Annotated in this window: 13 protein-coding genes; 9 read left to right on the top strand and 4 right to left on the bottom strand. The window is 44.9% G+C overall.

All coding sequences use genetic code 11. The features are described 5' to 3' along the window. The first annotated feature begins 110 nt into the window (after window positions 1-110). From ABD943_RS00245 to arsJ, 3 genes are read left to right on the top strand one after another with little or no spacing between them, the layout of a single operon-like run. The gene (locus ABD943_RS00245) at window positions 111-449 is read left to right on the top strand and encodes a metalloregulator ArsR/SmtB family transcription factor (protein WP_345291196.1); all 339 of its coding nucleotides are present in this window, start codon (window positions 111-113) and stop codon (window positions 447-449) included. Window positions 450-481: 32 nt separating this feature from the next. Next, complete coding sequence (locus ABD943_RS00250; RefSeq protein WP_345291197.1) at window positions 482-1,504, top strand: ArsJ-associated glyceraldehyde-3-phosphate dehydrogenase; 1,023 nt, start codon at window positions 482-484, stop codon at window positions 1,502-1,504. A 2-nt stretch (window positions 1,505-1,506) separates the two neighbouring features. After that, window positions 1,507-2,742, top strand: a complete 1,236-nt coding sequence (gene arsJ, locus ABD943_RS00255) for an organoarsenical effux MFS transporter ArsJ (protein WP_345291198.1) — start codon at window positions 1,507-1,509, stop codon at window positions 2,740-2,742. 61 nt (window positions 2,743-2,803) lie between these two features. Here arsJ and fdxA read toward each other — a convergent pair whose 3' ends face one another. Together fdxA and mutS are read right to left on the bottom strand one after the other, a co-directional pair. Further along, window positions 2,804-3,127 (bottom strand): ferredoxin FdxA, encoded by a 324-nt coding sequence (gene fdxA / locus ABD943_RS00260; RefSeq protein ID WP_345291199.1) that lies wholly within the window; start codon window positions 3,125-3,127, stop codon window positions 2,804-2,806. A gap of 60 nt (window positions 3,128-3,187) precedes the next feature. After that, on the bottom strand, window positions 3,188-5,791 hold the full coding sequence (mutS, locus tag ABD943_RS00265) for a DNA mismatch repair protein MutS (protein ID WP_345291200.1): 2,604 nt from the start codon (window positions 5,789-5,791) through the stop codon (window positions 3,188-3,190). A 256-nt stretch (window positions 5,792-6,047) separates the two neighbouring features. Between mutS and ABD943_RS00270 the strand changes: the two genes are divergently transcribed. Both ABD943_RS00270 and ABD943_RS00275 read left to right on the top strand, forming a co-directional pair. After that, entirely contained in the window at window positions 6,048-6,560 is a 513-nt protein-coding gene (locus ABD943_RS00270) for a CinA family protein (RefSeq protein ID WP_345291201.1), read from the top strand. Between the two features lie 57 nt (window positions 6,561-6,617). Continuing rightward, window positions 6,618-7,559: a DUF2971 domain-containing protein gene (locus tag ABD943_RS00275; protein WP_345291202.1), complete on the top strand. Its 942-nt coding sequence runs from the start codon at window positions 6,618-6,620 to the stop codon at window positions 7,557-7,559. Between the two features lie 127 nt (window positions 7,560-7,686). On the opposite strand, the gene ABD943_RS00280 is transcribed toward ABD943_RS00275, so the two are convergent. After that, on the bottom strand, window positions 7,687-8,070 hold the full coding sequence (locus ABD943_RS00280) for a MerR family transcriptional regulator (protein WP_345291203.1): 384 nt from the start codon (window positions 8,068-8,070) through the stop codon (window positions 7,687-7,689). Between the two features lie 157 nt (window positions 8,071-8,227). On the opposite strand from ABD943_RS00280, the gene ABD943_RS00285 reads away from it, so the two are divergent. Further along, on the top strand, window positions 8,228-8,977 hold the full coding sequence (locus tag ABD943_RS00285) for a MauE/DoxX family redox-associated membrane protein (RefSeq protein ID WP_345291204.1): 750 nt from the start codon (window positions 8,228-8,230) through the stop codon (window positions 8,975-8,977). Between the two features lie 265 nt (window positions 8,978-9,242). Here the strand turns inward: ABD943_RS00285 and ABD943_RS00290 are convergent, their stop codons facing one another. Beyond that, the gene (locus tag ABD943_RS00290; RefSeq protein ID WP_345291205.1) at window positions 9,243-10,346 is read right to left on the bottom strand and encodes an alkane 1-monooxygenase; all 1,104 of its coding nucleotides are present in this window, start codon (window positions 10,344-10,346) and stop codon (window positions 9,243-9,245) included. Window positions 10,347-10,501: 155 nt separating this feature from the next. Here ABD943_RS00290 and ABD943_RS00295 point away from each other — a divergent pair, with 155 nt between their 5' ends. The 3 genes from ABD943_RS00295 (at window position 10,502) to ABD943_RS00305 (ending at window position 12,831) form a co-directional block, all read left to right on the top strand. Then, the gene (locus ABD943_RS00295) at window positions 10,502-11,104 is read left to right on the top strand and encodes a YhgN family NAAT transporter (protein WP_345291206.1); all 603 of its coding nucleotides are present in this window, start codon (window positions 10,502-10,504) and stop codon (window positions 11,102-11,104) included. A 178-nt stretch (window positions 11,105-11,282) separates the two neighbouring features. Continuing rightward, entirely contained in the window at window positions 11,283-12,311 is a 1,029-nt protein-coding gene (gene recA / locus ABD943_RS00300; RefSeq protein ID WP_345291207.1) for a recombinase RecA, read from the top strand. A 43-nt stretch (window positions 12,312-12,354) separates the two neighbouring features. Beyond that, the gene (locus tag ABD943_RS00305) at window positions 12,355-12,831 is read left to right on the top strand and encodes a regulatory protein RecX (RefSeq protein ID WP_345291208.1); all 477 of its coding nucleotides are present in this window, start codon (window positions 12,355-12,357) and stop codon (window positions 12,829-12,831) included. The last annotated feature ends 60 nt before the right edge of the window (window positions 12,832-12,891 follow it).

The following is a 12,891-nucleotide window of genomic DNA, read 5'->3' on the forward strand; positions in this document are numbered from 1 at the left end:
CACCGAGCGGACTTCTGCCTGCTTGATGTTTTCAGTATTTACAATACTCTTGTTTTAATATATGGTTATCCGTATATTCGAATTATCGAATAGATGCCATGGAGGTTGTTATGATAAACCCTAGTCAATTTTTTAAATGCTTGAGTGATGAGACGCGACTCAAAACGGTTTTGCTCATCTTGCATGAGAAAGAACTCTGCGTGTGTGAGCTTACTGAGGCCATCGATGAGTCGCAGCCTAAAGTATCGCGCCACTTGGCTCAATTAAAAAACATATCAGTTCTGAATACGCGTAGGCAAAGCCAGTGGGTATATTACCGCTTAAACGAAGAGTTACCGGAGTGGGCGAAGCAGGTGTTGATGACAACGCTCGACGCGCAAAAAGATACGATTAAGCCGTACTTACACAATTTATCAGCCATGTGTGATCGCCCGAACTGTTGCGACTGATCATGCTAAAAATAATGTAATGGGAGATTAAAATGTCTATTAAAGTTGGTATTAATGGATTCGGCCGCATGGGGCGCCTAACCTTGCGAGCCTTGCTGGGCGCCGAGGGCCGTGTGGACAATATCGACATTTGTCATATCAATGATCCTGCGGGTGACGCAAAAACTTTCGCCCACTTAATGAATTTTGACTCGGTTCATGGGCGCTGGCAACACGACGCTGTTGAGCAAGAAGGCTCCATCGTCATTGACCAGTCTCGAATGACCTTTAGCCAAAATAGAACATTAGCTGAAACCGACTGGTCTGGTTGCGACTTAGTGATTGAAGCATCTGGCAAGATGAAAACTCAAGCGTTACTTCAAGAGTATTTTAATCAAGGCGTCAAGCGAGTTGTGGTAACTGCTCCAGTTAAAGAGGACGGTGTGCTGAATATCGTGATGGGGGTTAATCATGATTTGTATGATAAGACTGAGCATAGACTGGTTACAGCGGCTTCTTGTACTACAAATTGTCTGGCGCCAGCGGTCAAAGTGATTCATGAAAACCTCGTGATTAAGCACGGTAGCATGACCACTATTCATGACATTACCAACACTCAAACCATTCTTGATGCGGCTCATAAAGATTTACGTCGTGCACGAGCTTGTGGAATGAATTTAATACCGACAACAACGGGCTCAGCGACAGCAATTACGCATATTTTTCCTGAGTTGAAAGGCAAGTTAAATGGCCATGCCGTTCGTGTGCCATTAGCTAACGCCTCGATAACCGACTGCGTGTTTGAAGTCGAAAAAGCGACAACCGAAGAAGAGGTTAACGCCTTATTTAAGAAAGCTTCGCAAGGTGAGCTTAAGAATATTCTGGGTTATGAAGAGCGTCCTCTAGTTTCGGTTGATTACAAAACTGACCCTCGCTCAACGATTGTTGATGCACTATCGACCATGGTGGTGAATGGTACTCAAGTGAAGCTCTACTTGTGGTATGACAATGAGTGGGGTTACGCCAACCGTACCGCTGAAATCGTGAAAATGGTTGTTGATAAGGGCGTCGATTAGCTATGAAGTTTTGGCGAAATGTAACGCAAGATCTGTCTGATGACGTCCGCCAGTACATGCTGGTCACCGGGAATTATTGGGCATTTACGTTGACGGATGGCGCTTTACGCATGCTGGTTGTGTTGCATTTCCACCAGCTGGGATACAGTCCATTACAGATCGCCATGCTATTTTTGTTTTACGAGTTTTTTGGCGTCGTCACCAATTTAGTCGGTGGCTGGTTGGGTGCTCGATTAGGTCTTAACAAGACCATGAATATCGGTCTGTTACTACAAATTTTGGCGCTCGGTGCACTGTTGGTGCCGACGTCCCTGTTGACCGTCCCCTGGGTTATGACGGCTCAGGCGGTTTCCGGAATCGCAAAAGATCTGAATAAAATGAGCGCCAAAAGCGCGATCAAAAGCTTGGTCGCAAAAGGTGAAGATGGAAAGCTGTATCGCTGGATCGCAGTGCTAACCGGCTCTAAGAACACCCTCAAAGGCGTAGGATTCTTTATGGGCGGTTTGCTGCTAGCGCTGCTCGGTTTTCAGGGGGCCATATTATTAATGGCACTGATGTTATTCGCCGTATGGATATTCAGTTTGTTAAAACTGAAGCAGGACTTGGGACGCAGCAAAGCGAAACCTAAGTTTTCACAAATATTCTCAAAAAGCGCAGCCATTAATTACTTATCCGCAGCACGTATGTTTTTGTTCGGAGCGCGCGACGTATGGTTCGTCGTTGCTTTGCCGGTGTATTTATCCAGTCAATTTGATTGGTCACATACTTTTGTTGGTGGTTTTCTAGCCTTATGGATCATCGGCTATGGGATTGTTCAAACCTTAGCACCTAAAATTACAGGCAGAAAAACAGGGAACATACCCACAGGAAACACAGCTTTCTCGTGGACACTTATTCTCGCAGTGATCCCAGTGCTCATTGCTTCAGCGCTTTATTTCAATGTGTCACCACACATTGCGCTGCTTGGAGGTTTGCTCCTGTTTGGCGTAATTTTTGCCATTAACTCCTCATTACATAGCTTTTTAATCGTACACATGGCATCGGACGATGGCGTGTCATTGGATGTAGGGTTTTATTATATGGCTAATGCCATGGGGCGTTTGATTGGAACGGTGCTTTCGGGGTGGGTATATCAAGCATATGGACTAGAAATGTGCTTAATGATTTCTGCGATGTTTGTGGTGATCGCAGCGGTTTTGTCATTGTTGATTCCTAAGCCAGCTAGCCTCCAGACCTAGGAAAGTCTGTAGGTACAAAAAAGCCCTCTTTGTGAGGGCTTTTGTTTATTATACGTTTTTGTTACTTCTCTAAAAGCTCAAACTTGCCTTCTTTGCCATCCCATTCAGCCGCATCGGGCATAGGGTCTTTCTGTTCGGTAATATTCGGCCATTCTTCAGAGAGCTCGGCATTCAGCTCAACAAAGTGTTCCATGCCTTCTGGCACTTCATCTTCTTCAAAAATAGCTTCAGCGGGACATTCAGGTTCGCATAATGCGCAGTCGATGCACTCATCAGGATTGATAACCAAAAAATTGGGACCTTCGTAAAAGCAGTCCACAGGACACACCTCAACACAGTCAGTGTATTTACATTTGATACAGTTTTCGGTTACTACGAACGCCATGAATGTCTCCTAAATTGCAATTCTGTCGGCTAATCTCGGCTAATGATTGCCTGTGCAGCGTTATTTTAGCGATTCTTTTAACTTATACAATAGCTCTAGCGCCTCACGAGGCGATAAATCGTCCGGCCGAATTTCTTCGAGTAGCTGTATTGCTGCGCTGGGTACTTCGAGCGCCACTTGCGCATCTTCAATCAGGTCCAGCTGCGGCATGACCTCGTTCGATTGATCGTCGTGGGTACCGTTTTGCTCAAAATAGCTGAGTAGGGCTTTGGCATTTTGAATCACAGCCTTGGGAAGTCCTGCAAGTTGCGCCACCTGTATGCCGTAACTCTGATTGGCAGGCCCTTCGGCGACTTGATGCGAAAACACCAGCTTTGTTGAGCCGGTTTGATCAGAGTCATATTCTGTGGCGCCGAAATGAACATTAGCGCAATCATGCCATTCTTGAATTTGTTGCGTGAGCTCGAAGTAGTGAGTCGCGAACAAGGTTAGCGAGTTGAGTTTTTCATGAATGTAGCGCATGGTTGCCGAGGCGAGGGCAAGTCCATCGAATGTACTGGTGCCTCGCCCAATTTCATCCAACAGTACCAAGCTGTTAGCGGTCGCGTTGTTGAGAATGTTTGCCGTTTCTGACATTTCGACCATAAAGGTCGAGCGGCCACTAGCCAAATCGTCAGAAGCACCAATTCGCGTGAATATTCGATCGATTGGACCAATCTTTGCGCGTTCGGCAGGAACGTAAGAGCCGGTGTAGGCCAACAGAGTGATTAACGCCGCTTGACGCATATAGGTCGATTTACCGCCCATGTTTGGGCCAGTGATAATCAGCGAGCGCCTTGTTGGTGACAGCTCTAAATCGTTTGGTATAAAAGGTTCTTTACTGTGGTACTCAACGACCGGGTGACGACCATTAGTAATCGAAATGCCGGGGTTGTCGCTAAAGTTTGGTTGCGCCAAGTTGAGGTTTTCTGCGCGTTCAGCGAAACAGGCGAAGACATCGAGTTCGGCGATTGCCGCTGCCGTGGATTGGATATTGGCCACATGCTCTTGCAGCTGTTGTACTAACTCATCGTAAAGTCGCTTTTCTAGCGTTAAGGCACGGGTTTTACTGCTCAATACCTTTTCTTCGTACTCTTTGAGCTCCGGCGTGATAAAACGCTCAGCATTTTTTAGCGTTTGGCGTCGCACATATTCCGCTGGTGCTTGCTCACTCTGTGCTCGCGAAATTTCGATATAAAATCCATGGACTCGGTTGTAGCCAACTTTAAGCGTATTAATGCCTGAGCGTTCTTTTTCGCGCTGCTCAAGCTGCAGCATAAAGTCGCTGGCGTCGTTGGCGAGATTCCGTAGTTCATCAAGCTCAGCATGATAGCCTTCAGCGATAACACCACCATCGCGAATCACCATGGGTGGTTGCTCGATAATGGCACGCTCTAACAATTCTTGAACGCTTGGCAATGGTTTAATTAAGTCGATAAGCGGCAGCTTGACCTGGTGAGTGGACAAATAACTCTTTATCTCTTGAGACTTACGTAAACCTTGTTCCAAACGCTTTAAATCGCGTGGACTGGCACTACCAAGCGCTAACCGAGTAACGATCCGTTCGATATCGGCAATCTCTTTTAAGTGCGATTGCAGATCACTATAGATTAAATCATTCTTTAAAGCAGAAACCGCTTCTAAGCGCTTTTCGACCGAGTCTTTCTTGCTCAGTGGACTGTGCAACCAACGCTTAAGCAAACGACCACCCATAACCGTTTGCGTGCTGTTCATGACTTCAAACAGCGTATTATGTGACTGGCCTTGGATATTCTCTGTGAGTTCGAGGTTTTTGCGTGTTGCAGGATCGAGTACTAAATGATCCGCATCAGACAGTCGTTGCAGCATGCGGATATGCGGTAGGGCATTGAGCTGTGTCTTTTTGGCGTACTCTAAAACAACGCCCGCTGCAGAAACGGCTAGTCGATAGTCTTCACAGCCAAAGGAAGAGAGGCTGTTGACAGAAAAGTGCTGTAATAACTTATCGAGGTTCTGTTCGTAGTCAAACTCCCAATCCGGTTGCCACTGGATGGAGCTTTTGACTAGCTGACTCAAGGTCTGCTGATTATCCGCAATTAATAACTCCGCGGGTTTAACGCGGTGTAACTCAGCTTGCAGAGCGAGTTCGCTATCAAATTCCGACAACCAAAAGCGACCACTTGCCATATCCAAACAGGCCAAGCCGTACTGGTTATTTTTTCGATAAATAGCGGCTAAAATATTTTCAGAAAGGGCGTCTAGCAGGTTTTCATCATACAGCGTACCCGGCGTAACGATTCGGACTACTTTGCGCTCGACAGGGCCTTTACTGGTGGCGGGGTCGCCGACTTGTTCACAAATCGCTACCGACTCGCCCAGTTTTACGATTCGAGCTAAATAGGAATCCACCGCATGAAACGGTACACCAGCCATCGGAATCGGCTCGCCAGCAGAGGAACCACGCTTAGTGAGCGTAATGTCTAATAATTCAGCCGCACGCTTTGCATCGTCATAAAACAACTCGTAAAAGTCACCCATGCGATAAAACAGTAGGTAATCTTTATGATCCTGCTTCAAGCGCCAGTATTGACGCATCATCGGAGTGTGGTGTTCGAGACTTTCTGGTGCGGCTTCTTGTTTTGTCATGCTTGTAATTGATATCTAAATTCTTATAAAAAGAAATTGCTGGCCCCTAATGTATTACAGCCTTTGCTTGTCATCCCGTGGCTTGACCACGGGACCCAGTGACTCTAAGTTTTATTTTTAAAGGCACTGGATTCCTCGGTCGAGCCGAGGAATGACGTTTATTTATACTAAAGGATGCGTTGGTTTAGGCTGAACAATAAATGTAGTATATTAGCTCATAGCTTAACGGATTTGAGTCAAAAGAGGTAGACGAAGATTGCCCGATTTACAAAAAGAAGTAGATTCTTCTGACTTAGAAAAATCATTAAAAAAACTCTCTAACCTATTAATTAAAAAGAACTTAATGCTGGTCACAGCAGAATCCTGCACGGGTGGCCTTATCGCAGCTTCCTGTACCGAGTTGCCCGGCAGTTCACAATGGTTTGATCGTGGCTTCGTCACCTACACCAATGAAGCGAAGCATGACATGCTTGGTGTTCCAGTAGACCTTATCGAACAACATGGTGCCGTTTCACAGCAAGTAGTCGAAGCGATGGCTGCTGGCGCGTTTAAGAAAGCAGGCAATAAAAATCGAATCACCATATCGGTCAGCGGCATCGCAGGCCCAGACGGCGGCACAGCAGAAAAGCCCGTCGGTACTGTATGGATTGGTTTCGCCGATGATAAAGGCATAAAAAGCAAGCTGCTACGACTTAAAGGCTCAAGAGCTGAAATTAGGCAAGCGACGGTTGAATATTCTGTAGGGAGGGTCTTGACCTACCTTAAGTAGATTTTAAAGGGTGCGTCAAGACGACCTTAATTCTTGTCTTGAATAAAGGGAAACTAAGTGAAGACTTTATACAAATATATGCCTCTCAGAATGGACTTCTTTGATGAGCCTTTATTAAGGTTGACACCACCTCTATGCCTTAATGACCCGTTTGACTCTAAACCGACTCGTGAAGCCATAAGAAAGAAAGTTGCATTCATGAGTGACGAAGAAGGAGAGGGAGCAGGCTACATATCCGATGAAAACTTGGACACAGTTTATAGTCGTTTTAAGGAATTTCTAGAGGAGGGATTGAATAACTTCGGGATAGTGTCTTTAACTGAAAATCCCCACAATTTGCTTATGTGGTCTCATTATGCAGATCAGCATAGAGGAATAGTTATAGAGCTTTCAGAACTAGAAAGCACATTTGAGTTTTCTGACTCCTCAGATACTAGTAGGGTAGGTAGTAAAACACCATTAAGAGTTTTATATGATAGTAAGCGCCCTAGTTCTGATATATCTGATGAGCTTATCTTTACAATATTTGAAGACGACTTCTTCCGTCACTTTGCTCTTGTTAAAAGTGATGCTTGGATTTATGAAAAAGAGCATCGCTTTATACTTCCTATAAATCAAGCTGAGGTTGGAGTTTTCTTACATAATAAAAATGTAGCTAGTAAAAGTGAGCTTGAAGTATATTTAAAACAGAGGGGAATTTCGTATGAGAAACGAGAGGGTAAGTATTTTTTCAGAGCAGATAATTTGAATAATCCAATTAATAATGTAGCAAAAGTATGTAGAGATGAGTTTTTATTAGGAGCAGGTGAGGTTCTTTTGTTTAAAAGGATAGCTGATAAATCTCTAAAAGCTATTTACTTCGGATGTAAAGTTTCCGACGAAATTATAAATAGTGTTGTTAAAAAAGTCAGAAGTAATAATGTATTCTCGGAGAATGTTGTATTTTATCGTGCAACTGAAAGCTCGGATTACTTTGATGTTAGCTTCGATTTAATTTAATACTCAAAATTAGAATATACGTAGTCTTGAACAAGAGCAAATGCTTTCAAGGTTTGAGTGAGTAGAGTCTCTTACGAATACTTCAGTAAGATCCTGACTTCAGACAGGATGACAAGTCTTAAGAAACTCAAACCTCAAAAGCTTTTAAAATCGCGCAGGGTTTGTACTTGCCTCCAGTCTCACATTGACGGAATAGGGTTTTGAGCCGGTCGCGGGCTTGTTGCATTTCTTCGATTTTTTCATTGAGTTCTTTAATTCTGGCGCTGGCGAGTTGTTGGGCGCGTTGGTGGTCGTGGCTGGTGTCTAGCGCTAGGAGTTCTTTGATTTCATTAAGCGTGAAGCCAGCTTTTTGGGCTTCTTTGATGAATCTTAAACGTCGTAGGTCATCTTCGCTGTATTTTCTAAAGCCTTCGGTTTTACTTGGAACCTTGATTAAGCCTTTACGCTGATAGTAGCGGACGGTTTCGACGCCGATATTCACTTCTTTGGCTAATTTGCCAATGGTTAGCATGCTGTAGTCCTAAATTTTACTTTTGTTTAAACCTATAACCGAGTCAGGGTTTGATAAAGAATACTTGACTCCGTACCATGGTACAGAGTTTATAGTGTGCTTATTGTTTGAATCAAGTTATATGCACAATTCTTTTGAATGAAGGAGTATTGATTGTATGAGCACTACCAATAAGAAGACGGCGCAGCTTTACCGCATGTCGACGGATAAACACACTTGTCCTTTTGGCTTAAAGTCTAAGGATTTGTTGCAGCGTGAGGGCTTCGAGGTCGAGGACCATATTTTAGCCAACCGTGAGGAAACGGATGCTTTTAAGGAAAAGCATGGTGTGGAAACAACGCCGCAGACGTTTATTGATGGTGAGCGTATTGGCGGTTATGAAGACTTAAGAAGGCACCTCGGTAAAAAGGTTAAGGATCCAGATAAGAAGACTTATCGTCCGGTAATTGTGTTGTTTGTGATGGCGGTGTTAACGGCGATTGCTGCGAGCTTTGCGAGCTCAGGTGATGCGTTTACGATTAAAACAGCCGAATGGTTTGTGAGTTTTGCCATGGTGCTGTTGGCGATGCTTAAGTTACAGGACGTTGAGAAGTTCTCCACCATGTTCTTGAACTATGACTTATTGGCTAAGCGCTGGGTGCCTTATGGTTACGTCTATCCTTTTGCGGAAGGATTGGCTGGTGTGTTGATGGTTGCTGGCGCTTTGACTTGGATTGCCGCTCCCGTGGCCTTGTTTATCGGTACGGTGGGCGCTGTGTCAGTCTTTAAAGCGGTGTATATCGACAAGCGCGAGTTGAAATGTGCTTGTGTCGGTGGTGGTAATAATGTGCCGCTGGGTTTTATTTCCTTAACTGAGAACTTGATGATGGTTGGTATGGCGATTTATATGGGAAGTAAGTTGCTTTAGTTGTTTGTTGTTGGGTTACGAGTTGATTCCTTACCAAGAAAACTTCTAACCCAACCTATGGTGACTAGCCAGTCGAAGATCCCAAATTACCTAAAGGTATTTCCGCTGGTCACCATTTGGGATGACAGGCCTGCAAGTTCTGCAAAAAGCTTGTCATCCTGAGCCGTGACCAAAGGAAATCCCCTTGCGGGAACCCAGGATCTTATTTGGGTTAAGCAAGATTCCAAATTAAATTTGGAATGACAAGACGGTAAGTACATCGTATTCACTTGTAGTACTTATCAATAATCGGATTCATGACTTTTTTCCATAGTGGTGGCACTAAAGCCAATAACACCATGGTTGCGTAGCCTGCTGGTAACTGCGGGCTATCCTCATGATGACGCAAGACTTGATAGCGACGTTTAGGGAAAGCATGATGATCCGAGTGACGCTGCAAGTGAATCAACAGGATGTTGGTTAGGAAAAAGTTAGAGTTCCACGAGTGGTGGTGGGTGACGTATTCATACTTGCCATTGTCGCGTTTCTTGCGGCGCAAACCGTAGTGTTCAACGTAGTTGATAATTTCTAGTAGAACAAAGGCAACGATGCTTTGCCCTAAGAAGAATGTTAGGCCGAGCCAGCCAAAAGCGACGAATGATAGTATTGCCCATAGCGCACTAAGGCCGTACCAAGTAAAGAGCTCGTTATCCAAACTCCAGACAGACTTTCCTTTGCGGGATAATCGAATAGATTCGAGTTTCCAAGCGTTAGTAATGTTATGCCAAATGGCTCTTGGCAAAAAATGGTACAGGGTTTGATTATAATCAGCGGAAGAGGGATCTTCCGGAGTAGAAACGTTGACGTGATGGCCGCGCACATGCTCGACTTTAAAGCCACCATAGCACACTAAGCTGAGCAGTAGACCACCACAAAAGCGCTCCAGTTTGCTGTCTTTATGGATTAATTCATGAGCCACATTAATTGCCAAAACACCACTGACCACTCCAATACCCAACACCCAACCAATTTGGCCAGAGATTCGTATTTCAGGGCTTGCAAACTGCACTAAACCTAAGACCAATACTGCAAGCATCAGCGGAACCGTGAGCAGCGTCAGCCCAGTATAAAAGTATTCACCGGAAATGGCCTTGGTCAGTTCTTGTGGCGCATTGAGGCTGTCGCGCCCCAGCAATGCATCAAGAACAGGAATAACCCCAAAGAAAAACAGCAAGATAAAGTAGGGGGCTTGATTGAGTGATAACAGCTGAGAATCGGCAAGAGCAAGGGCTATAAAAGGAACAGCCCCAGAAATCAGAAACATGCCATAGGCGTATTTTTTCAGAGTAAAAGCCAGCGGTGGGCGGCTGATAGCGTTAGTTTCACTCATGGTGCTGCAAATGTTCAGTGATCAGACCTCTATTATTAGCTTGTTTGGCTTGTGTTGTAAATACGGTCGTTAATGACGCTATTTTAGATCAAGGACTTGTCGCAACAGTGGAATAAAACTAGTATGGTTTTTTGCTTTCATGATTGGGGACTTTTATGAACTGGGCTGATATTGCAACGGCAGCGGTGACGTTATTTTTGATCATGGATCCGCTGGGTAATGTGCCAGTGTTTAATGCCGTATTGTCGAACCTTGAGCCGAATAGGCGTGTCAAGGTTTTGGCCAGAGAGCTTGTGATTGCCTTGGTCATTTTGTTTGGGTTCTTGTTCGCGGGGAATGCTATTTTGGCTTTCCTTGGGCTGACTCAATCGTCTTTGAACATCGCAGGTGGTGTCCTTTTGTTCATCATTTCTCTGCGCATGATTTTCCCGGGACGGAGAGAGCCTGGGGACGAGATTGAGGAAGAGGAGCCTTTTATAGTGCCGCTGGCGATGCCCATGATTGCTGGGCCTTCGACCATTGCGGTGTTGTTGTTGCTGAGTTCGAATCAACCCGGGCAGATGGTCGAGTGGAGTCTTGCGCTATTGTCGGCGTGGGTGGTGTCAGCGGTATTGCTCATTCTATCGCCGAAGATTCTTGGCCTGATTGGGCAAAAGGGCTCGCGAGCCCTTGAGCGACTGATGGGCATGATTCTGATTATTTTAGCGACACAAATGTTGCTTAATGGTATTCGTGATTTTGTTGAAAGCTTAGCCTAAAGCTTGCTTGCTGTATAAATAATCAGCAGTTATAACCGATCATCAATAGCTTACCGCTATTAGGGTGATTTTCTTAACTTTGAACGAGAAATCACAGGTTACTTTTCGGGGCTGTTTGTGGAATAATCAGTCTAATTTTCGTAATTCTTATAAACATTTCAGTCAGTAGGTAATTTTGATGGATGACAACAAAAAGAAAGCGCTCGGCGCTGCTTTAGGTCAAATTGAGCGTCAATTCGGTAAAGGCTCAATTATGCGTCTTGGTGATGGCTCGGTAGCCAAAATTGGGGCGATTTCGACAGGTTCACTAGGTCTAGACATCGCGTTAGGTATCGGTGGTTTACCGAAAGGCCGTGTTGCTGAAATCTATGGCCCAGAATCGTCGGGTAAAACGACTTTGGCATTACAGGCTATTGCTAGCTGTCAGGCTGAAGGCGGTACGGCGGCGTTTGTCGATGCGGAGCATGCATTAGATCCGGTTTATGCTGAAAAACTAGGCGTTAACCTTGATGACTTGATTGTGTCTCAGCCAGATACGGGTGAGCAGGCGCTTGAAATCACCGACATGTTAGTACGTTCTGGCGCGGTTGATATCCTAGTCGTGGATTCGGTTGCAGCCTTGACGCCGAAAGCAGAGATTGAAGGCGAAATGGGCGACTCGCACATGGGTCTTCAAGCTCGTCTAATGTCACAAGCTTTGCGTAAGTTAACGGCAAACATCAAGCGTTCGAACACACTGTGTATTTTCATCAACCAGATTCGTATGAAGATTGGTGTGATGTTCGGTTCGCCAGAAACTACAACGGGTGGTAACGCATTGAAGTTCTACGCTTCAGTTCGTTTAGATATTCGTCGAATTGGTCAAATTAAGCAGGGCGACGAGATTATCGGTAATGAAACTCGCGTTAAAGTGATTAAGAACAAAGTGGCACCACCGTTTAAACAGGCAGAGTTCCAGATTTTATACGGCGAAGGTACTTCGCTAGAAGGCGAGATTCTGGATTGGGGCGTTAAAGAAGACTTGGTTGAGAAGTCGGGTGCTTGGTATTCTTATCAAGGCAACAAAATTGGCCAAGGCAAGCAGAACGTTATTCAGTTCCTTAAAGATAACCCTGAGATCAAGAAGGAAATCGAAGGAACGTTACGCAGTAAGCTGCTGGTGACCTCCAAGCCTGCGGACGAAGAAGAAGCGCCTGAAGAGGCTTAATTCGTCATTGGTCCTCGTTTAATCCTCATTAGCGGATTAGTTTATGGGCTTTAAAAAGCCACCACGCGACTATAAAGTTATCGCGATGGATTTATTAGCACGCCGGGAACATTCCCGGCGTGAGCTTATTGATAAATTAAAACTTCGCGAATTTGAAGGTGAAGAGGTCGAGGCTTACCTAGACCGCTTGGCTGAGAGAGGGTTGCAAAGTGATGAACGCTTTGCGCAAAGCTTCATTCGGCAACGCTCCCAGAATGGTTACGGCCCTTTAAGAGTTCGTCAAGAATTACGTCAAAAAGGGATTGAAGATTCAGCCATTAGTCGCCATTTTGAATCTATGGGCGTTGATTGGCATGAAGTCGCAGTCCAGGCATGGCGCAAAAAGTATCATCGTGCGCCAGGGCCAGATATGAAATTACGTGCCAAGCAAACTCGTTTTCTACAATATCGAGGCTTTGACTTCGATATGATTAATTACGCGTTATCATCCGATCCGGGTGATGATGAAGATTTTTATTAGAGATTTAGTTATTTTAAATCAAACACATAAAAGTGAATAGTAAAGTAAAAGGTTAATGTA

The organism is Kangiella marina, assembly GCF_039541235.1.
Classification (GTDB): domain Bacteria; phylum Pseudomonadota; class Gammaproteobacteria; order Enterobacterales; family Kangiellaceae; genus Kangiella; species Kangiella marina.